Annotated in this window: 17 protein-coding genes and 1 tRNA gene; 3 read left to right on the top strand and 15 right to left on the bottom strand. The window is 52.6% G+C overall.

What is annotated here, in order from left to right; all coding sequences use genetic code 11:
- Positions 1 to 20: 20 nt before the first annotated feature.
- From PLF13_12870 to PLF13_12840, 7 genes are all read right to left on the bottom strand, one after another.
- Positions 21 to 2117: a hypothetical protein gene (locus tag PLF13_12870; protein HOP08172.1), complete on the bottom strand. Its 2097-nt coding sequence runs from the start codon at positions 2115 to 2117 to the stop codon at positions 21 to 23.
- A 64-nt stretch (positions 2118 to 2181) separates the two neighbouring features.
- Positions 2182 to 3483: a secretin N-terminal domain-containing protein gene (locus PLF13_12865; protein HOP08171.1), complete on the bottom strand. Its 1302-nt coding sequence runs from the start codon at positions 3481 to 3483 to the stop codon at positions 2182 to 2184.
- Positions 3484 to 3502: 19 nt separating this feature from the next.
- Complete coding sequence (locus tag PLF13_12860) at positions 3503 to 5176, bottom strand: AMIN domain-containing protein (GenBank protein ID HOP08170.1); 1674 nt, start codon at positions 5174 to 5176, stop codon at positions 3503 to 3505.
- A gap of 11 nt (positions 5177 to 5187) precedes the next feature.
- A complete protein-coding gene (gene pilO / locus PLF13_12855) occupies positions 5188 to 5805 on the bottom strand; it encodes a type 4a pilus biogenesis protein PilO (GenBank protein ID HOP08169.1) in 618 nt (205 codons plus the stop codon).
- Between the two features lie 10 nt (positions 5806 to 5815).
- Entirely contained in the window at positions 5816 to 6544 is a 729-nt protein-coding gene (locus PLF13_12850) for a PilN domain-containing protein (GenBank protein HOP08168.1), read from the bottom strand.
- 6 nt (positions 6545 to 6550) lie between these two features.
- Positions 6551 to 7603: a type IV pilus assembly protein PilM gene (gene pilM, locus PLF13_12845; GenBank protein ID HOP08167.1), complete on the bottom strand. Its 1053-nt coding sequence runs from the start codon at positions 7601 to 7603 to the stop codon at positions 6551 to 6553.
- A 305-nt stretch (positions 7604 to 7908) separates the two neighbouring features.
- Complete coding sequence (locus PLF13_12840; protein ID HOP08166.1) at positions 7909 to 8466, bottom strand: GspH/FimT family pseudopilin; 558 nt, start codon at positions 8464 to 8466, stop codon at positions 7909 to 7911.
- Between the two features lie 364 nt (positions 8467 to 8830).
- Between PLF13_12840 and PLF13_12835 the strand changes: the two genes are divergently transcribed.
- Complete coding sequence (locus tag PLF13_12835) at positions 8831 to 11209, top strand: S8 family serine peptidase (GenBank protein ID HOP08165.1); 2379 nt, start codon at positions 8831 to 8833, stop codon at positions 11207 to 11209.
- 78 nt (positions 11210 to 11287) lie between these two features.
- Here the strand turns inward: PLF13_12835 and PLF13_12830 are convergent, their stop codons facing one another.
- From PLF13_12830 to PLF13_12815, 4 genes are all read right to left on the bottom strand, one after another.
- On the bottom strand, positions 11288 to 12385 hold the full coding sequence (locus PLF13_12830; GenBank protein HOP08164.1) for an aminopeptidase: 1098 nt from the start codon (positions 12383 to 12385) through the stop codon (positions 11288 to 11290).
- 87 nt (positions 12386 to 12472) lie between these two features.
- Positions 12473 to 13000, bottom strand: coding sequence for a methylated-DNA--[protein]-cysteine S-methyltransferase (locus PLF13_12825; protein ID HOP08163.1), 528 nt, complete (start codon positions 12998 to 13000; stop codon positions 12473 to 12475).
- Positions 12997 to 13656: an HAD family hydrolase gene (locus PLF13_12820; protein ID HOP08162.1), complete on the bottom strand. Its 660-nt coding sequence runs from the start codon at positions 13654 to 13656 to the stop codon at positions 12997 to 12999. Before PLF13_12820 ends, PLF13_12825 begins: the two co-directional genes overlap by 4 nt.
- The gene (locus PLF13_12815; protein HOP08161.1) at positions 13653 to 14459 is read right to left on the bottom strand and encodes a hypothetical protein; all 807 of its coding nucleotides are present in this window, start codon (positions 14457 to 14459) and stop codon (positions 13653 to 13655) included. The genes PLF13_12820 and PLF13_12815 overlap by 4 nt, the downstream gene beginning before the upstream one ends.
- A 330-nt stretch (positions 14460 to 14789) precedes the next feature.
- Between PLF13_12815 and PLF13_12810 the strand changes: the two genes are divergently transcribed.
- Entirely contained in the window at positions 14790 to 16592 is a 1803-nt protein-coding gene (locus PLF13_12810) for a S41 family peptidase (protein ID HOP08160.1), read from the top strand.
- A gap of 70 nt (positions 16593 to 16662) precedes the next feature.
- On the opposite strand, the gene PLF13_12805 is transcribed toward PLF13_12810, so the two are convergent.
- From PLF13_12805 to rlmN, 3 genes are read right to left on the bottom strand one after another with little or no spacing between them, the layout of a single operon-like run.
- Positions 16663 to 17097, bottom strand: a complete 435-nt coding sequence (locus PLF13_12805; GenBank protein HOP08159.1) for a hypothetical protein — start codon at positions 17095 to 17097, stop codon at positions 16663 to 16665.
- Between the two features lie 11 nt (positions 17098 to 17108).
- Positions 17109 to 18506, bottom strand: a complete 1398-nt coding sequence (locus PLF13_12800; GenBank protein ID HOP08158.1) for a hypothetical protein — start codon at positions 18504 to 18506, stop codon at positions 17109 to 17111.
- 3 nt (positions 18507 to 18509) lie between these two features.
- The gene (rlmN, locus tag PLF13_12795; GenBank protein HOP08157.1) at positions 18510 to 19556 is read right to left on the bottom strand and encodes a 23S rRNA (adenine(2503)-C(2))-methyltransferase RlmN; all 1047 of its coding nucleotides are present in this window, start codon (positions 19554 to 19556) and stop codon (positions 18510 to 18512) included.
- 105 nt (positions 19557 to 19661) lie between these two features.
- Here rlmN and PLF13_12790 point away from each other — a divergent pair.
- A tRNA-Pro gene (locus PLF13_12790) sits at positions 19662 to 19735 on the top strand.
- A gap of 42 nt (positions 19736 to 19777) precedes the next feature.
- Here PLF13_12790 and PLF13_12785 read toward each other — a convergent pair.
- Positions 19778 to 20278: a M15 family metallopeptidase gene (locus PLF13_12785; GenBank protein ID HOP08156.1), complete on the bottom strand. Its 501-nt coding sequence runs from the start codon at positions 20276 to 20278 to the stop codon at positions 19778 to 19780.
- Between the last annotated feature and the right edge of the window lie 744 nt (positions 20279 to 21022).

Below are 21022 nucleotides of genomic sequence, written 5' to 3'. Positions count from 1 at the left end.
TGAGCTATTGATATCGGAGTTTATTCTTCTACGGAAACCGTAGTGGAAAGAACGACACCCCCGCGGGCATCGGTATCGATCGCCGTTATAGTGTATTCACCGGCGGCTCCCGGAACGAGCCAGGAGAAATAAGCTTCACCGTAGGAATTGGTCATAACCGATGAGGGAACAGGAGCCGGGGTAGCGGCCGGGGTGGTGATATTGACGGCATGATCACCCAGCGGGTTGCCCCAGCGATCCTTGATCGTGATCGTGAAATAGGCATCGGAACCCGAAGACGGAGTACCGACAGAAGCCAGTTTGGAGTTGCCGCGATAGGCATAACCGGTGGTAACGTTGACTGAGAACGATGTCTCCGCTCCGGCTGAGTGCCAGTAGGTCACAATGTCGACGGCGCCAATACCGTCATCGGCCACACCGGTCAACGAGTAGTCCATATCCAGCGTAGAGGACGTTAGTTCCACACGATCCGTAGCGGAATAGCAACCATCCTCAAGCGAACCGCCGCTGGCATTGAGATAAATAGCTTCTCCCGTGAAGCTGGTACCGCCAATGACGGGATTTCCGTTAAGGTCGTATCCGGTAACCCTGACATAGGTCTTGGACTCACCATCCGCCGCCATGCTGGCCGGTACTCCCACGACAATCAACGTATCGGGGTAATGCGTGTTATAGAACATTCCCGTATCGGCGACATTGCCACCCGAGGTTTCAGCGATGATTATAACACGACCATCGGCGGTCGGAACATTGTTGCCGCTGATCCAGTCGGTCGAGGCGATACCTTCAAGATTTCGAGTGCTCAACTGGTGCGATTTCATCGTACCTTCGTCGCAGGTGAAGTAGACCGCCGTTGAGTCGGGCACCGGGTTGTTATAAATGTCGGAAACCACGGCCGTAATCCCGACAAACTCACCGACATTGTCCCAATAGTCGACATTGCAATCCTCAGACCCGATGACGATATACGCGGGCGGACCGGCCGAAACCATAACCTGGGTAGCATTGGAAAGAATCGAGTCGGCATAGGCACGAATCCGAATCGTTCCCGACACGGTACCACTGTGCAGCGGCACGGAAGCCTCACCCAGACTATTGGTCAGAGCCGTATAAGGGCCGTAACCGGCTGTATCGAGGTGTTCACCGCCGCCGGGGCCGTCGGTGATTATAAACGAAATGGCCTGTCCCTCGGGAACGGCGTTGCCATAACGGTCGTAGCCCGTGGCAGTAATTGAGGCGATCTCTATTCCGCCGGTGCTTTTAACCGTCAGGTTAAGCGAATCGGAAGACAGGAATATCGCGTTAATAGTGGCGCTGGAAGTTAACGTCAGAGCCAGATCAGAACTGCCGCCGATGTTGGCGTCGGTCACAGTAACCTTCAGATATACAGTTCCGGCATCGCTGCCGGCGTGATAAACGAATTGAGCCTGGCCGGCGCTGCCGGTAACCTCAACGTAGGACGGAACGAGACCGAAAGCGTCCCATTCATCGTTGCCGTTATAATCGTAGACAAGTGAATCGACACCTTCCGACCAATAACCGTTTTCGTCGATATCGACAAAACGTTCACCGGCCGTTATCGCCAGCAGTGTGCCGTTCGGGACAACCTGACCGAGAGCATCACGAGCCGTTACGGTCACGACCGCCGAGTCGGTGCCGTCCGCCAGGAGAAGGCTTTTATCGACGCTAATGTTGATATTCCCACCGGTCTGCTGGGTGCTTGAGACCGTTACACCGAGAGTAGTCGACTGCTCGGTGGAACCGACTTCGGTGCTCGCTCCAAGAGTGAGGGTACCGCTGGATGTCGCCGTAAAAATAGCACCGGCCACACCGTTCTGATCGGTTACGGCGGAAGTCGGAGTGAAATAACCGGCACTGCTGGGACTGACCGTGAAAGATACCGTCTGTCCGGACAGAGCTGAGCCGCCGTCGAGAACTGTCGCCTCAACCACTGAGGTTCCGTTCACGGAAACCGAACTGGGGCTGGCGGTAAGAGTAATGTCGACATTATCTCCGTTGGAACCATCCTGAACGCTCTTGGTACTACAACCGACAACCAGCGCGAGCATGGCCGCGATCAGGACTATCGGCAACCAGAAGCTTTGTTTTCTATTCATCATGTCTCCTGCCTATCTAGTATATTCTTTTTCTAACTCTCGAAAAACAGGTAGCTTATCCGGATCAGCGTCCCGAGTCGTTGCTCAGGGCCAGTTTGTCGTCGACAATAGTCGGCGTGACAAAGATGACCAGGTCACGGCTCTCGATCTTCTTGGTCGTATACTTGAACAGGAGACCTACCACCGGAATATCCTTGAGAATCGGCACACCGGTGGAACCTTCGCTCTCGTCCTCGGTTGTGAGACCGCCGATCACCGCCGTCTGACCGTTGGAGACAATCACATGGGTCTCGGCGTTGCTGGTGTTAATAATCACACCGTTGGCGTCGTACTGATAGCTCGAGCGCTCCGGCGCCAGGTGCATGAGAATTTCGTTATCCGCCGTGATATGCGGGGTTACCGTCAGGATCGTACCGATCTCTTCGAACTTGATAACCACATTACCGGCTTCGTCGAACTGCTTGACCGGGATCTTGGCGCCCATTTGAATTTTCGCTTCATGGTTGTCAATGGTCGTGATCTCCGGGTGAGCAATGATCTTGCCCTTGCCGTTGGAGACAATAGCCTCAACAACCGCTTCGATATTGGTGCCTTGTCCGACCGAAGTCACGGAGACCTCGATACCGCCGTCGGTAACATCGGTAGCATCGATGACACCGCCGACCTGACTGGTGCGATGACCGCCGTCGGATTCCATGGCCGAGGCGACATCCCAGTCAATACCGTATTCAGTCAGATCGCTGGTGTAGATCTCGAGCAGTTGCGTGGAGATTTTGATCTGGCGCGCCGGGCGATCGAGTTCGGCAATATAGTCCAGAATAACCGGCATGTTCTCCGGGATTTCCTGGAGAATAATCGAGTTCGAGCGAGGATCGGAAGTAGCCTTGCCGCGATCGGTCATGAGCGACTTGACCGCTTCAACGATATCATCGGAAGTCGAGTTGGAGATACTCACGATCTTGGTATCGAGCTTCACCAGCTTCTGCTGCTCGGACCGGTGCTTCTCCATCTCGGTCATTTCTTTACGATAGTCTTCCGCAGGAAGCACTCGCAGATAACCGCCCTCTTCATCCACAACTGTCATATTGTAGGTGCGGGCAATGATATCCATGGCTGACCGCCAGTGGACATTATGCAATTTTATCGTTACGTTGCCCTTGACTTCCGGGGCAATGACCACATTGATGCCGCCGTAATCAGCCAGGAAAGTCAATACCGAGCGAATATCGGCCGACTGGAATTGAAGATTGGCAATCGGCTCACCTGGGTTGCCGGTTTGTTGTGCGGTTAACGGCAGAGCCGTCGCCAGGAGCAACAGTAGAATACCTGCGCCCAAGGCATTTCTGAATTTGTTTCTGCTAGACATCTATGCTACCTGCCTTTCGTTAGTTTCCATCTATTGCAAGAGCCACCGTACGGCTCCAACCATATTCGAAAATCTGGAAATAAACCCGATCAGTTTCGATCCGAAGCACATAACCCTTCTGGACCTTGTCGCCGGCTTTGAGGAAGTATCCATAACCGTCGGTATCTTCAAAGAGCGCACGGCTGCCGGAAGGCGACTGAATGACACCCACGAGCTTGAGGCCTTCCACATTCGGCACGCGCTGTTCGGTCGGGCTGCTAAGAACACGAGACTCATTAATAAGAGTTTCGAACGGGTCGCGATAACCGGCGGCGCTGTACTTAATGACCAGACGCTTCGGGAATTCCGCTACGAGCGTCCCGCGCATCTTCTTACTCATGGCCGGTTGACGACGGAAGCGGCTGGTAGAGTTGCTCTTGTTGTCTTCCTGAGCAACTATGACCGGGGCTTCCTCGGCCTTTTTGTCATTCTTGTTCGCTTTGGCTAACGCCGGCTTCGAGCCCGACTGCTTCTTAGCGTTATCCGGCTTAACCGATGACTGCTTGGCGGCGGCTTTGGGAGCAGGCGGACCGGATGGTTCGTCCGACACTCCCGGCTTCGCCGTAGTTTGAGCCAGTTGCTTACCGGCAGGTTTTTCATTAACCACGGCAGGTTTTTTCGCAGGCTCAGGATCAGCCTTGGCGACCTGAGTGGTCGGTTTCGGCTGTGGCTGAGCGACTACCTGCGGAGAAGCCTGTTTCTTCACTACCGGTTTCGGGGTCTCCACCCATTCTCCGGGATAAGAAGCCATTCGTTCGGTACCGACGGGGACAGACAGATGCTCAACGGCATATTCGCCCTGCGGTTTGGGAAGCGGTTCGGCAGGCTTCCGGGATTCAACAGCTTTATCTTTGGTCGGAGTTGGAGCCTTGGTCTCAACCGCCTCAGTTGTGTTGGGCTTCCGGGGCGTTGTCTGCTGCGACGGCGCCGCGGCGGCCTGAGACAAAGTCGTTTGCTCCTTCTCTGAGGTCTTCACGGCCGGTTGCGGAGCAGGTTTAGCTACCGGGGTTTCGACTTTTGTTTCCGTCTTCTTGACCGGTTGTTCGTTCTGGGATGCCGTCCTGGAGTCAGTCAGGCTAGCCAGACGATCATTATCGAACGCCTGATTGCGAGCTTTTACTGACTTGTTCGGAACCGGTTTGGTGACTGTCGGCTCAGCCTCGGTTGTCGGCAGTTCGGCCATTTCTGCTTTCTGCTGACGAGCCTGTTCGGCGAGCCATTCGGAAGTCGACCAGGCGGCAAAGGTTTTACCCTGCTCATCCGGAATGTATACATTGACGGACTTATCGTCCGAATCAATACGATAGACAGTCTCGGCCTTCATATCAAACACGACCCGGACTACCTGTTCCGGTTCAACGGCGTACTGCGAAGTACGAATCGCCGTGATCGGACAAGCCGGTAAATCGTGGAAAGTCTTCTGACCGAGATGATGCGTCGCCGTAATGATATCGACAATAATCCGGAACGGCTTGCCGTCCTTGGCTTCTTCGGTCTGATGCGAGAAGCGTACAACGGGACCGTCGACATCGATGGCGGCTACGGTGTAACCCTTCTGATAGCTCAAAGCTACATTGTCGACTTTGGAGCCGGCAAAGGCAGCGACAGCCGTCACCAGGAGGGCGAATACTATAATGTATAGAGTTCTTTTCATCGGTTCGCCTCCTAGAGGGTTATTTCTTTCAGCCGCTCGTTCTCTTTAACATAGTAGGTCGAGAGATTGAACGTGGCTGCAACGGTTTCACGTTTCTGCATGGTGTTTTCCATGTCATCCGATTTTTCGGAACCGGAGATAGCTACTTCAAGCGCCGTTAGCTGCATATCCGAAACGTTGGCGATAAACGGGAAATTAGCGACATAGCCTATGAACTTACCCATGTCATGGTAGGTGCCGGTCATATTGATCTCGAACGAGGCGATATTATAGAACTCCTCGCCTTCGGTCGGCAACGGCTGTATTCCCGTGATCTTGGTGCCGGTCAGCGATGACGCCGTGTGCAGTTGGACCAGGAACGACGGAATCTGCTTCACTTCCGGCAGTAAGGCCTCGATCTGATGATAACGACCGAGCAGATCCTGGTATTCCAACTTGAGGGCGTCAAGCGACTTGGCCTTGAGTTCGACATTGCGCAGATCGGTGGTGATCCGCTCGAACTCCTGGCTCTTGGTCTCTATCATATGGTCATACTTGGAATACAAACGGGAGTACCAGAAGTAGACGACAATGAAGAAGGCCATGGCCCCAAGCAATATCTTCTGAGTATTTGAGTCTTTGAAGTCCATACGGTAATCCCTAGTTTAGACTTTTATGCGAGGCTTGTGCGAGGGCATCATCGGTCTGATCGGCTTGTGCTACCTTACCCCGGGCCACTTCATCGGAGATGAAATGCATATCCGAACGTAGCACGAACTTGTAAGCCCGATGTTCATCGAACTGGACCTCACTGGTCGAAAGCAGTTCGACTTCGTCGAAATAATCGCTTCGCATCATGTTTATCATGAAGGCCGCCAGGGCGTTGAGTGTAAACGCATGGCCTTCCAATTGTACTTTCGTGTCAGTGGGAGCCGCTTGTGTTTTTTTCTGCTCGGGAGCAGGCTCTTCTTCTTTATCCTTGGCCTTGGCCTTGCGAGCCGAAGCCTTTTCGGATGTCTGAACTTCATTGAATTGAGCCAGCCATACGAATTCCGGGACATCGCGGGCGATCTCTTCAAAGATACGCACCCATACCGAGCGATTATGGTCGAGCCGTTCCACGGCCGTCATCCGCTGGGTGATCTTGGCCTTCACGTCGGTGAGGGCGTCCACCACCTGAATATCCTTGCGGAGCATGGCAGCCCGCTGCTGGGCACGGTCGATATTCTCGTTGAGTTGGCTGATCTGGTGACGCTGGTAAAACGTCACGGCAATCAACATCACGATAATACAAGCCGCTGCACCAATGGCGTAAACCCCGGTTTTCCCCAGACTGAAGTTAAATGACTTCTTCTGGTATTCTTTGGGGAGTAGATTTATTTCTATCATAGATATCTACCTCACCTTCCGCATCGCCAGGCCGACCGGGACAGCCAGCAGAGGCGCGATTTTTTCCGGTTGCAGGTACTGGAAAAGCTCGGGGTCATAGTCAACGTTGCGAAGCGGATTGGAGATCTCGAGCGGTACGGCCAGACGTGACTGAAGGAACTCAGCCAGGTAAGGCACCAGAGCGCCACCACCCGAGAGTACGATCCAGTCGACACTCTCCAGTTTTGCCTGAGATTTGAAATATGAGAAAGCCAGCTCGATACCCGAGATCAATTCATCCGTGGAAGAAATGATCGTGGCTTTGAGCATATCTTGATCGATTGAGTCACCCATTTCCCCTTTAATAGCCTTCGCCGTAAGCTCCGGATTGAGCCTGAATTCCTTCTGGATGGCGTTGTAAATCTCACGTGTGCCGCTGGAAACATCACGTGTCGAGTGATACAAACCATCTACCAGATAGGTGATATTGGTCACATCATGGCCGATATTGACCAGGGCCGTGATCTTAGTCGGATCAATATCGTAGTTGGTCTCATAGGCGTTGTAAATCGCAAGGGCATCGTCGTCCACTATCACCGGCCGGAGACCGCAGTCCTCGACCAGTTCGAGATAGACCTTAAGTGATTCCTTACGCGCCGCCACCAGCAGCACATCCATCTTATTGAGGTCGTCATCAACCTTGATGATGTGATAGCTGAGGGAGACATCATCGACATCGAACGGAGCCCTTTGTTCGGTTTCGAACAAAATCGCCTGTTCGGCTTCGGCACCGGTTTTCTTATCAATGGTAAACCGGTCGGTTATTACACTGTGACCCGAGATCGAGACCACCACGTCCTTGATCTTGGGGTCGGTCTGGTCGATCAAGGATTGGATATTAAATATCACCGCTTCCCGATCACGGATCTCATCGTTGACAATCGCCTCTGCGGGCAACTCTCGAATACCGATGGCCGAAACCGAGTAGCCTTGCTTGGTGTGGTCGAGCTTGACCAGCTTAACGGAATTTGATCCGATATCCAATCCGACCGTGCTCTTACTTTGACGCGAAAACGGCATTAGCTGACTCTTTGTTTGGAGACTCAGGTTATTTTCTTCTTTACTGTTTATCTATCGACATTTTCGGACTTCTTTTAACTCCATTAGGGAGTTGACCCCATGGCCTTTTGACGCCGATGAAACAGTCGGGCGGCCAAACCGCAAAAACCGTTTCAATGCCTTCTCAAGAGATATCGGAACAGATGATCGGATTCTTTACATTTTATTAAGATTCGGGAATCACTGTATAGATAACAAAAGAAAGGCCCCTCCGCCGTCAACGGAGAGGCCTAAGGAGATGACCCACAGTCACTTACTGCATTCTATTACTGATCTGTTTCTGAGTATCGGTCGTGATTGGCAGCCCATTCCTCATAGGAATCATAGGAACGGATCCTGCCGGTGGCGGGCAGGATATTGTGATAATGCTCATATAAACCACCGGCGTTGGAATAACCGTGAACAGAGATATTACCGTATCCGGAGAAGCTGGCGGAGCCGTTGGGATTAAAAACGATCACATTATTAGCCATATCGGTAAGGAGATACTGGACTTCCGAGGGCAGTTGCTCGCTCTTGAAGACCGGATCATCATCGTCCATAACGTACGGATTGGCAGCATTAACGATGGAGTCCTTGAAAATTGTAACAGTACCGTCCCAATAGTTGAACTGTACGCCATAAGGCACTTTTTCCGTTATCGCTTCGGATCTGGCCATACGCAGGTAGTTCGTTATTTCTCGATTAGCCGACCGGAATCTTAGCCTTTCGATAGCAATTTGAAAACGCGGTACCGCCATCGACGCCACGACACCGAATATCACTACGACCGACATTATTTCGAGTAGTGTAATACCTTTGCAGGAACGAAAAATCTTCTTCATAGTAAACCACCCATCAGGTTTCACGATTCGAGCCGCCCTAAGGCCGCACGCTCAGTTTTCCTGATCCGCTTTAAGCGAAAAACGTGCCTTGTCATCCCATGAGTTTGGGGACGTCCTTAGTATTCATTCAGGTTATTGTGTTGTAACGGATTATAACTACTGCAAGACAGTTCGCCATTTGTCTTGGAACAAATTGAAATACGTGTATATTTAGGAAAAGTGTGGGGACAAACCAATAGTGATTGGGTCCTGCCCTTCGAATCAACCCTGAGCGGGTATGCTAAAATGCAGGCCTGCCGATATACCTCCTAAATGACCTGACCGGTGCGTGTACGTGTCAGCAAGACAACAGAGAGCTATTCTAATGAATTACAGCAAACTTAAGATTACTTTTTTGACCGTTGCTTTAACGGCTGTCGCAGCAACCCTGGCAGCCGCGGCCGGATTCGATCCTGCTTTCCTGGAAGAACACCCGGTGTTAATAGAGAAGCAAACTGCGCTCGCTTTGAGCACCGTTGAGAATCTTCGCAATCGCGATGGTGATACTACTCTGGTCTGGGTTATGTTCACCGACAAAGGAATATCCGATCAGGCTTCGTTCGATGCCCTGGCGGCGGCATCTCCATTTACCGAGCGCAAAGCGCGACGACGCGCCAAGATGGACCTGAACCAGCCGGTATTCGCCGATCTTCCGGTCAATCAATCGTATCTTCAAGCCGTTGCCGACGCCGGTGGTCAACTTCGTAGAATCACGAAGTGGCTCAACGGAGCCAGTTTCACCGTTCCGACCGACCAGTTAAATGAGATTGCGGCGCTGCCTTTCGTACGAGAGATTCGCCCCGTAGGACTTTGGAAAAGACCCGCCGATCCAACCGCAGAACCGGTCCGAGTCGATCATCAGGATCCCCTGTCGCTGTCACCCGATGTTCTGAGCTACGGTCTGGCTCTCAATCAGGTAACCCAGATCAATGTCCCGGCGGTACATGAACAGGGCTACGATGGTTCCGGAGTGACACTGGCGATATTCGATACCGGGTATCGTAAAACCCACGAGGCTTTCGCCAACCATTACGCCGAAGGACGAGTGCTGGCGGAGTGGGATTTTATCTTCAACGACGGGAACACATCCAACGAAAGCGGTGATTATTCTACTCAGTGGAACCACGGCACTTACATTTGGTCGACCTCCGCCGGTTACGTTCCCGGCACCCTGATCGGCCCGGCCTATAAAGCTAATTTCATTCTTTGTAAAACCGAGGATGTTCGTTCCGAAACCCAGGTCGAGGAAGACAACTGGGTAGCAGCGCTGGAATGGGTCGACTCCATAGGAGCCGATGTCGTAACCAGTTCTCTCAGTTATCTCGAATGGGACGACGGCACCGGCTACGATTATTCCGATCTGGATGGAGAGACGGCCGTAACCTCGATAGCCGCTTCCATGGCAGCTTCGATGGGAATCGTCGTTTGTAATTCAGCCGGCAATTCCGGACCGTCCTCCCCCTCCATGAGCGCCCCGGTCGACGCCTTCGATATCGTTACCGTCGGAGCTGTGAACGCCTCCGGCGACCTGGCCTCATTCTCATCCCGTGGTCCGACTTATGACGGACGTATCAAACCCGAAGTCCTCGCACAGGGAGTGGCGACACAATGCGCCGTCACCAACAGCGATGCTTCTTACGGCGGAGTCAGCGGGACTTCATTGTCGACACCGCTGGTGGCCGGTGTTGCCTGCCTGCTGGTCCAGGCACGACCGAACTTCACACCGCAGATGATACGCAGCGCTCTGATGGAAACCGCCGATAACGCCTCCTCCCCGAACAACAATCTCGGCTGGGGTATCGTTGATGCCAACGCCGCTTTGAACTGGGGCGTGAATTTCTATTCCGATGTTCAGGTCGGAGAAGCTCCGATGGTGGTGCATTTCTACGACAGTTCGTCACTGGCCAGCAGTGCCTGGACCTGGGATTTTGGCGACGGTGACTCTTCCATTTCACAAAATCCTCAGCATGGCTTTCAGGAGGGAGGAGCCTATACCGTATCTTTGGAGATCAACACCAGCTATGGCTCGATGACCCGCGTGCGAGACAGCTATATCATCGCCCTGGCAGACACGGTAACGTTCGTAACCGATTCGGTTTATGCCGGCGGACAGGCGGTGATGTCGGTCAACATGACCAATTCGCAACTTTTGAACGAAATGAGCATTTCGTTCCGGATCGACACTCTGTCGGCGTTCAGCTTCGATTCAGCTACGCTGGGAAGTCGTACTTCCTATTTTGAAGATTTTCAGCAGACCGCCTATGCCCCGACTGAAGGACGTTTTGCCTACAGACTCGTTGCGGATGACGGCGGCGGCTCTCCCCTCCTGACTCCGGGAACGGGTGAAATCATGAAGATTTACGTTACCACCGATGATCTGGCCCTGGGCGGTCTGGCCGCTGAAGTGGACTCTTCACAGACACCGCGCAGGCTTAACCTGACTTCGCCGCAGTTGACCTACGATCCGGTAGTACACGCCGGACAGATAATAACGCGCTACGTCATGCGCGGAGATGTCAATGGTGATTTTTCGATCGACATTGCCGACGTCGTTTACCTGGTGACCTGGATGTTCCAGGGTGGTCCGGCGCCGATAGCCGTACAAGCGGCTGACGTTAACGCCAACCTTCAGGTTGGAATCGACGATCTCGTGTACCTGGTAGACTACGAATTCAACCAAGGTCCGCCACCAGTGACGCCGTAATAACGGAACTTCCACGCAGATAATGAAAAAGCCGACGTCGTTTGACGCCGGCTTTTTCGTGAAAGCTGATTACCGCGATCAGATTTTGAATTTTCCGTTGGCATAGATCACTTTGCCGTCGGCCGTGATCTGTCCCTTCTTGAGATCGCAGATCATATCCCAGTGCAGGCCGGACTTGTTCTTACCGCCCGCTTCGGAAAATGAATTACCGGCCGCCAGATGGCAGGTGCCGCCGATCTTCTCATCGAAAAGGATGTTCTTGGAAAACTGTTTGATCTCATAATTGGTACCGACCGCCACCTCGCCGAGATAGCGAGCGCCTCGGTCCATATCGAGCATGGCCGTGAGATACTTCTGGTTCTTCTCCGCGGTTTCGTTGACTATTTTTCCCTTCTTGAATTCCAGTCGAACGTTCTCAACTTCGCGTCCCATGTAAATAGCCGGGAAACTGTAAGTGATGAAACCCTCTACGGTGTCCTCGATCGGACTGGTGAAAATCTCGCCGTCGGGGAAATTCTCATGACCGCTGCAATTGATCCACTTGCGTCCCTTGACACGAAGCTGCAGATCGGTTCCCGGGGCCTCGATATGAATCCGGTCGAAGCGGTTCATGATCTTAATCAGACGATCCTGTTCGGTCCGGACCTTATTCCAATGCTTGACCGGGTCGGTCTTGTGCAGGTTCCCGGCGCGATAGACAAAATCCTCGTAGTCACTGAGTGACATGTCGGCTTCCTGGGCATCGGCGTTGGTCGGGAACATGGTTCCACACCAACGCAATTCACCCATGCTGTGGCGCTCGTAAAAGCGCTCCATTATTTTCCGGGAAGCCTGGCGAGCCAGGGCTTGCTTTTTAGGATCGACCCCGGCCATGTTGCGGGTGTTCTCGTTTCCCCAGAACATCAGATAGGCATCGATCTTGTTGATTTCCATCCGTGCAAACGGAGGGATCCAGGTAAGTTGGTCCTTCGATCCGTATTTCAAAAGCGTTTCATCGTTATCGCCGATGCGAACCTGGACATAAGGATGTGCCCCGATTTCTATTGCCTCGCGAAAAACCGCTTTAATGGCCGGTAGTGTTACCACCCCGCCGACGATTTTAAGCGTCTGGCCCTTTTTCAATTTTAGAGAATACCGGCACAAGACTTCGGCCAGTTTCTGCAAACGTGGGTCCATACTATTCTCCTTGTATCTTCAAGGTCCCGATCTATCGTTCTATCAGCGTCGCATGATGCGGCGCTTTCACGGACTCGTTAGTTTCATTCATAAAAGGGTTCCCTGCCGGCGGACATCAGGTGACACTCCCTCCAACTGCAATAGTCTTCGTTTCATATCAAGACCTCCCCCATAGCCCCCCAGACCGTCGGCCCCGACGACACGATGACAGGGGATCACCAACGGCAAAGGATTACCGGCATTGGCCTGACCAACCGCTCGCGCTCCACCGGGTTTACCGAGCTCGGCGGCAATTTCCCCATAGGTGCGGGTATGACCGTATTCGATACGCGACACGACAGCGAGCGCTCGACGACAAAACGCTCCTCCGGAAAGTTTCAGGGGCAGGTCGAATCGCTGCAGGCGACCTTCGAAATAAGCACGCAGTTGTCGCTCCGCTTCAAGGTTGACCGGTCCATCGACGGCGAAATCCGTGGCGCTCGATCGTTTTACCAATTGCTCGTGGAATTGATGGTCCGTTTGACCCGGTAGAGCAACCGCAATCAGCGCCTCGTCATCGGACGCAAGTTGAATCCGGCCGAAATGCGAGTCGAAGCTACGTGTCCAGAGTTTCATCGATCACCTCCGTTCAGACGCGCTATCAGATCCGGTAACTCGGAGATATGATCGAGAAAGTAGTCCGGATCGGTCGCACGCAAACGGATATCGTCACCGTAAGGCGACCTTATCGCCGCCACCGGCAACGGAACCGCTTTAGCGGCCAGCACGTCGTTTTCCGTATCGCCGACCACCAGCGTAGTCCGAGGATCGGCCTTCATACGTGTCAAAGTCAGTTGAAAAGCCTCAGGATCCGGTTTGACCCGATCCACCTCATCGCCGCCGACACCGACCACGAAAAAATCCTGCCAGTTCAATAAACTCAAAATACCGTCGAGATGTCGTTTGACTTTGGTGGTAGCGATAGCCAGCCGGTAACCCTGTTCGTACAGCAAACGAATCGCCTTTTCCACTCCCGGCAAAGCAACTGTCGACGAGATGACCGTTTCGGCTGCTTTTACCTGGAAATGCCGATAGAGCTCATCGAGCGGCTTGTCGGTGAAATTCGGATACATAGCTGATAACGGATAGCCGATGTAAGCCTTGATCAGTTCCGGCGATTGGTGTGGTTCTCCCATCTGCTCCAATGAGTAATTAACCGCCGCTACTACTCCTTCGCTGGAATCGATGAGGGTACCATCCAGATCAAAGACAACATTCTCAATACGGTTCAAAACAGCGCGCTCACTTCTCCGTCGATATTGGCCAGCGGGACTACGGTGACATCGACCACTGTCCCCAATCTGACATTGGCCAGCAAAATAGAAAATTCATCCACGTACGTCAACGGACAATCCCCGCGCAGTTCAGTCCCCAACGCCGTCGTCGGTTCCAGAACCGGCTCACCGTTGGCGATTACGACACCGTCGATCACCTCGACACTTTCTCCGGGGAAACCAAGCACCAGACCGCTGCGCGATTGGCCTCGTGAATCGGTCACCCGAATGAGGTCATACCGATCCGGCAATTTCGTCAGGAACGGTTTATCCACGAAGGCAAGACGGACTTTATAGGCCAGCGGATTGGTAATCATAATTTCCCCCTCGGCATACCTCGGGGCGAAACGGGTATCGGCCAGGATGAAAATATCGGGGTGGTTTCTTATGAGAAAATTAACCGCCCCCGACGGCGCCAGAACCTGGTACGCTAAACCAATGATGAGAAATATCACGGCACGTCGGGACCAGATCGGCGTGAAACAGCGCTTGCGGATAGCTCGAGCCAGATCGAAAAAGGTGAACACATAGAAAATAACCGGCAAACCGAGCAGGACGAATTCCGCCAACGGCGGCATCGCCACCAGAAAACTGACGAAGAACAACACCACCGCCAGCAGTGTTACCAGAAAAACGAACAGACCAAAGACATATTCCTTCGCCAGGACATGTCCCAGACCGGGCAGCAACAGGTGCAATAAGTACGGAATAAACCTCGAACCAAAGCGTCGATTGGACATATACAACATGGCCCTGTTCATTGAGTGAACAACTTGAGACGCATGAATATCTTGTATAACAACTCAAGCCGATAGTATAAAATAGCTTACGAGCCCTGACCGCCCGGGGTTCGGTTTTGATTGAATAAAAAGATGATTTTCGGTTGCCGAATCGCACAGCTAGCTATAAGGCGTACACTGCCTTAGATAGTATTACAGCTTTGGCGGCCGGACATCCGAAACGAACGGAGTGTTGTAAACGTATAATCTGCAAATAGATACTGATGCGACCCGAAAGCGTCCAAACTTGACAGAATTATGCTTTTGGTTACCTTGCAGTCAGTTAAGTGCACGCACCCTTTGGAGGATTAGATGATTCGCTATACGGTACAGCTTTTTGGAATTACTATTTTTGCGCTGGCAATGATCTGGCACTTCGGCTCCGGTGAAGCAGCCAACCGCGACAATCAGATCTGGGCCGACACCACTCATATAGACGTGGAAATTCCTCCCAAGACGATGGATACCGATGAGAACAGCAGAGATACTTTTCTCCGTGATATCCGCTCTCTGACCAATACCGCTTACGAGATTCGTTCCCGGTATATGGAGGATGTCAACTCGGATGATATCATCAATGCCGGAATCCGTGGTATGCTGGAGAATCTCGATCGTTATTCGGTCCTCATGGAAGAAGACGAGTATGAATCACTGATGGAACAAACCCGGGGCAAGTATGAAGGCCTCGGCATGCAGATCGACTCGCGCGACGACCGAATCGTCATCATTTCTCCGATCGAGGGCACCCCGGCCTACCGCAAGGGGCTCCGGGCCGGTGACATTATCATGAAAATAGATACGGTTGATACCGAAGGACTGACCACTTCCGAAGGGGCCGACCTGATGCGCGGCCCGGCCGGCACTTCGGTCAAACTGATGATTAAACGGGCCGGCATCGCGGATGTCATGGAGTTCGATGTCGAGCGGGCCGTGATCGAATTGAAATCGGTCAACTACTCCGGCGTCATCCAGGGAACGGATATCGGTTATGTTCGTCTCAACCGGTTCGCCGAAGAAACCTCACACGAGTTGCGCGAGGCTATCACCGAACTCAACAACGACAGTGTTTCGGCCTTGATTCTGGACCTTCGTTCCAACGGCGGCGGTCTGCTCGATCAGGCCAAAGAAACGGCGGAGTTGTTCCTGAAACAATACAGCGAAATCGTCTCGACACGCGGTAAGGATCCTTCGAGTGAAACGCATCTTTATTCCGAACGTCCGCCCATTTTCCCGGACAAACCGCTGGTCATATTAGTGAACGAAGGAACGGCGTCGGCTTCGGAGATCGTCTCGGGAGCGATACAGGACTGGGATCGCGGCGTTGTCATGGGACGCACTACCTACGGCAAGGGTCTCGTGCAGCGGCTCTTCCCTATTACCCCGGATGGCTCAAAACATTTGAAACTCACCACCGCTCGTTATTATGTGCCGTCCGGACGGTGCATCCAGAAACCGGAGCGACAAGCCAAACACGGCAGTCAGGCAGAAGCGGACCTGGAGGCGGGATCTGACTCGCTCGAAACCAGAAAGAAAGAAGTATACTACACCAACGGCGGTCGGATAGTTTACGGCGGCGGCGGTATCGTGCCGGATATCGAGGTCGAAGCTGATTATTTGACCCCGATCGAGATCAATCTGGAGCGGCAGTCGATGTTCTTCGACTTCGCCGTTAAATGGCTTGCCGATCATCCCATGTCCGATATCAATTTCGAAGTGACCGACGAGATGGTGGCGGCGTTCAAAAAGTTTACCCAAGAACGTGATTTCGATTACAAAACCTCCATGCAAGTAGCCCTGGAAGATCTGACGGAAACGATCAACGACGAGGAAAAACTGGACTTGTTCCAACCCACTCTGGATTCCCTGTCCAGTTTGATCGAGGCTCAGAAAGATGAGGATTTCAAGAAATCCAACGACTACATCAAACGAGCGATCAAGCGTGAGATACTGTCGTCAATCGGCGGTCAGAAAGGGATGTATGAAGGCCTGGTGTTGAAAACCGATCCGGCGGTGCTAAAAGCGATCGAACTTCTTGAACATCCCGGCGAGTATACTGAGTTGATCACCGAAGGCCGCAAAGACGTTGCCAAGGCTGAGGTCACCAACGAAGAATAAATACGACATGAATTATTAGTAGAAAAGGCGCTCTCTTGAGAGCGCCTTTTTTAATTCGGGGAAGCCGTTATCAGGGTTGTTCCGGGATATCCGAGGAATCAGGCAACACGAACCGGCCGAGAAGCCAGAGGTCTTTGTCCTTGCGATAAGTCATACGCAGAGGGCGGTCACGTCGGTGCGTCGTATCCATAACGAAGCAATCGATTTGAGCTGCATCGTGCCCGTATTTGATCTCTCCCAGAGCAAACTGCTCGAAAGCGAAATCACGATCGGGGCCATAGACCAGGCTTAGCAAAGAATCGGAATTCTCATCGTAATCGAGAATTTTCACCGAAAGCAACGAGTCTATCCCGGCTCGATTCTTATCCTTGACTGCCACCTGTAATTCCAACAAACACTGTTTCAGAATGGGAATCTGATTGCGGCTGGGCGGTCTATTATCACAACCGAGCCAGGCCAATACAACTCCGATAAACAACAACAGGACAACAATAGAACGCTTCACAACTAGTCACCTCAAATGGAATTGAAACGATACTGGCCAAGCCCCTCTCTTGTCACTATTCCCTCCGCCGCAAGTTGTTTCAGCGTACGGGTGGCAACCAGGTTCCAGAACCAATAGCGCTCGGCATAATCGAGACGCGGGTGACCGTATTTTGTCGCGACATCACGAAGCTTAATATAAGTGTGCCAAAGCAAGGAATCCGTACCCGAGGTAAGTATTTCGAGAGCCGGTTCCACCAGGGTAGTGTCAATCGTGAAACTTACGAAGTTGAAAGTGTCCGGCAATGTCCACTTAGCCGACAAGCCCATCTCCGCCCGACGCAGGAAATCATCACTGCAGATAATAGGGACCGGGCCGTCGCCGAAATAAATGGCATATTGTCTCAGCGATATGAACTGACCGTAAAACTGGTCGCCGTTAAGATCGGAGCCGCCGTGAGTCAGATACATGTAGTTGGGGATGCGAGCGTTGCACAAATCGGTCCCATCGTAAATCAGCAGCGGAGCCGAACGGGTTATAAAGGATCGTCCCAGCTTCGTCCAGAGAGCCAGGCCGCCAACAACCGGATATTCATGGTAAAGCACTGAGCCCGGATCCATGAAGAGGTTGGGATCGGAACCAATCTTTTTGTTGGCCACCATGTCGGCTAGCTTATCGCGAAAGACGGGAAGATTATTACCAATTATAGCGGTGAGCGAATCGGCCAGCTCCTGGGCCAGAACCGCTGCCTCACGCGCCTCTTCGTTGCCGATAACCGTGAATGTGGTATGATACCCGGCATCGTCCTGAGTGACATATTCATTCTTGACCATGAGCCTCAGTTGATCGAGAATAAACTTCTCGCTGGCGCCGGTAATACGTGCGATGTCAGAGACAGCTTTGCCTTCCGAAAGCATCAATAAAATCAGACGCGCCACGGTCTGATCGAAATATGGATGCTCCGCCACTCGAGGCGGCAATGTCAGATCTTTATCAAGATAAGGTTCGACTTCTTCGGTGGGAGCGAACTCGGCGTACAACGTGTCGGTGTCGAAATGCTGATATTCGAAAATTTCATCGACCGTGTCGACAACGTCGTAATAGCGTACTTCGATACGTGCCTTACCGTAGTCTCCGGGGATAATCAACAACGGCTGTAAAACCATTTTCGATTCCGGCGGCATAACGAAACTGGTCCTTATCCTCCGGTTGGTTTTGAATTTATTGTCGATGAAGTCAACATTGGCTACGATGGTGGTGAATTTGAAATCGACCGTGTTGTTGGTCATGTGCACCACGAATGTCTGTGATCCCCATATGGGATTGTCCAGGTCCACACCGGTGACGGTAAGGTCCTCTGTTGTCTGAGCCGCAACCACTCCGATCAGACACAGTGTAAGGACCAGAACAACGCCGAGCATACGTTGCATTATCTAGTTCCTCCTCGAAGGATTCTCGCCGGCTAACTGTCCGCAGGCGGCATTTATATCGACACCTCGGCTCTTCCTCACCGTAACCGCCGGAACGCGCGGATATAACTGATGAGCGAACCATTCTACGTGACTGTCCGACGGACGCCGGAACGGCAATCCGTCAACCGGATTATAGGCCAATAAGTTTATTTTGCAAGGGATTCCACGCACGAGGTGAGCGAGCGACTGAACATCATCCGAAGTATCGTTGAAGCCGCTGAACAGAGCGTATTCGAAGGTGACTCTGGTTCCGGTGCTCTGTGTGTATTTCTTCAATGCATTCATTAGAACCGGCAGCGGGTATTTTTTAGTAATGGGCATTATTTGTACCCGTTTTTCCTGAGTCGGAGCATTCAGTGAAACAGCCAGTCGAACTTTACTTCGGATCGCCGCCAGATGCTCGATCCCCGGTACGATACCGGCTGTCGAAACGGTTACTTTTTTAGCGGCATGGCTGAATCCGGCGCCGTCGGTCATTATACCAACGGCTGCCAGCACACGGTCCAGATTGAGCATCGGCTCCCCCATGCCCATAAAAACGACATTGGTAAAAGCTCCGGGACCAAAACGGTGACGCAGATAAACAAGCTGGCCGATTATCTCCCCCACGGTCAGGTTCCGAGCAAACCCAAGTTGAGCCGTGGCGCAAAAAGCACAATTGAGCGCACAACCGGCCTGCGAAGAAACACAAACCGTAACTCGTCCCGATTCGGGATCGGGAATAAGCACCGATTCGATCGCAAAGCCATCCGTAAGACGAAACAGAAACTTACGGGTGCCGTCCTCGGAAAGCAGGTCTTTTTCCGGTTCGGGGATTGTGTAAGTGAACTGCTCTATCAATTTGGTACGGACTTGCTTGGATAGATCCGTAAGCGTCTCGAAATCAGGCTGAGTGATCTTATATAGCCATTTGAAGAGTTGCCGCCCGTGGAACGGTTTCTCTCCCAGCTCGGTCATCAGTTTCTCCAGCTCAGCGCTGGTGTATCCCATGAGGTCGGTACGAGTCATGGCCCGGAATGTAAGACATTCTCGGTCAGAAGGAAAGCGGATACTGTTGACAGTTAATCGGCCTTGACACCTGCCGATGTTAAGGCTATGTTGAAAGGCTGAATTCGGGGTGTGGCGCAGCCTGGTAGCGCACTTGCTTTGGGAGCAAGGAGTCGGAGGTTCAAATCCTCTCACCCCGATTTTTCTATGCCCGCTCTTATACCTCTGATATTTCCATTCAATCAATAGCCTCGACAAAATTGAAAATGCATCGGGTCACGACGTCTACCGATCCAGCGGCCACCCCACTCGAAGCCGTACTGCTCAAAAAGACTCACGAGATCAACGGGCATATCCCCTTTAGTGCCGAGGTGGTTCGTTGCTACATTCAGGTCAAGAGCGATCCCCCAGGCATGAGTCGAAAGCTCCGCACCGCTGCGTTTGTGACGGAAGCAATAACATCCACCGTAGCTTTCAATGAGCGGCCCCAACTCACCCTCTACCAAATCGTTAAATAACTGTGATAAAATCGGCGCCAGTTTGCTATGGCAGTGAATTCGGGTCGCCCGAAGCGATTTATCCCAGGCCAGCGGAACGGCAAACGGCAGGTCAATGCGGGTGAGGTGCCCACGACACCAGTCACGGCTCGGCTCACCGGTTTCAGTCAACGAAGCGGCAATATCACCGAAAACCCTGATAATCTCGCTCAATCCACAAGGGGGCTTTAATCCCGTAGTATTCATATAAAACTCCTCAAGTTAACACGATACAACCAGAGGAGCGATTTGTGATTTTGTGCAACTTCTGTGTTGCTTTTGATGACGTGCTACTGATTTACCCTCAGCGGTCATTCGGTTCAAACCGGGTGGATAAGCTTCCGTAGCATGGGATATCTGATCAGTATCCGTAGCGAGGGATCCCCGTGATCCCGCGCGTTGAGAACCTTGCATTGCTACGCGACACTTCACAGCGCATATCCATCTTCGAACCCGCGCGGACGGCGAGAACTTGCACTCGAGGGAAAACTTATGTGGGCGGCAGACGTCTCGTCTGCCCCTGCAACAGCACACCCCGAAGAACGTCTTTCCCTCGAAAGCGGGTATCAATCTTCATCTTTTTTGGTGCTCCCCCCTTGGTTGGGACCTCATCCAGCGTACTCCATAGTTCAGGTCCGTCTTCGGACCTGCCGCAAGACCTTCGCGGCGCAAAGGGCGGGATCGCGGGGATCCCGCCCTACGGGACTATGTAGTGAAGGTCTCCCCGAGACCTGCCTCCTTGCACTGATCGCATTCGTCCCCTGCGGGGCCGCCGTCCCGCCGCAGAGCGACGGAACGAGAAGAGACTCCGTCTGCCGTCCCGGGCCCGGCGCTCATATTTTTCTTTGAATCCGCCGATAATTGGCTACATTGGTCGCTTCTGAAACCGCCCCCAAAGGGCTCGAACATAACCCTAACGCCAAGGCAGGCCCTGAACCTGCTGGGCATAAG

The sequence above is a fragment of the Candidatus Zixiibacteriota bacterium genome, from assembly GCA_035380245.1.
In the GTDB taxonomy this organism is placed as follows: Bacteria; Zixibacteria; MSB-5A5; order GN15; family FEB-12; genus DAOSXA01.
The sequence above is the reverse complement of the archived record's forward strand: the minus strand, read 5'-3'. Positions and strand labels throughout refer to the sequence as shown.

Coding starts and splice junctions, on each gene's coding strand:
- PLF13_12870 (HOP08172.1), bottom strand. CDS start 2,117: ATGAATAGAAAACAAAGCTTCTGGTTGCCGATAGTCCTGATCGCGGCC.
- PLF13_12865 (HOP08171.1), bottom strand. CDS start 3,483: ATGTCTAGCAGAAACAAATTCAGAAATGCCTTGGGCGCAGGTATTCTA.
- PLF13_12860 (HOP08170.1), bottom strand. CDS start 5,176: ATGAAAAGAACTCTATACATTATAGTATTCGCCCTCCTGGTGACGGCT.
- pilO (HOP08169.1), bottom strand. CDS start 5,805: ATGGACTTCAAAGACTCAAATACTCAGAAGATATTGCTTGGGGCCATG.
- PLF13_12850 (HOP08168.1), bottom strand. CDS start 6,544: ATGATAGAAATAAATCTACTCCCCAAAGAATACCAGAAGAAGTCATTT.
- pilM (HOP08167.1), bottom strand. CDS start 7,603: ATGCCGTTTTCGCGTCAAAGTAAGAGCACGGTCGGATTGGATATCGGA.
- PLF13_12840 (HOP08166.1), bottom strand. CDS start 8,466: ATGAAGAAGATTTTTCGTTCCTGCAAAGGTATTACACTACTCGAAATA.
- PLF13_12835 (HOP08165.1), top strand. CDS start 8,831: ATGAATTACAGCAAACTTAAGATTACTTTTTTGACCGTTGCTTTAACG.
- PLF13_12830 (HOP08164.1), bottom strand. CDS start 12,385: ATGGACCCACGTTTGCAGAAACTGGCCGAAGTCTTGTGCCGGTATTCT.
- PLF13_12825 (HOP08163.1), bottom strand. CDS start 13,000: ATGAAACTCTGGACACGTAGCTTCGACTCGCATTTCGGCCGGATTCAA.
- PLF13_12815 (HOP08161.1), bottom strand. CDS start 14,459: ATGAACAGGGCCATGTTGTATATGTCCAATCGACGCTTTGGTTCGAGG.
- PLF13_12810 (HOP08160.1), top strand. CDS start 14,790: ATGATTCGCTATACGGTACAGCTTTTTGGAATTACTATTTTTGCGCTG.
- PLF13_12800 (HOP08158.1), bottom strand. CDS start 18,506: ATGCAACGTATGCTCGGCGTTGTTCTGGTCCTTACACTGTGTCTGATC.
- rlmN (HOP08157.1), bottom strand. CDS start 19,556: ATGACTCGTACCGACCTCATGGGATACACCAGCGCTGAGCTGGAGAAA.
- PLF13_12785 (HOP08156.1), bottom strand. CDS start 20,278: ATGAATACTACGGGATTAAAGCCCCCTTGTGGATTGAGCGAGATTATC.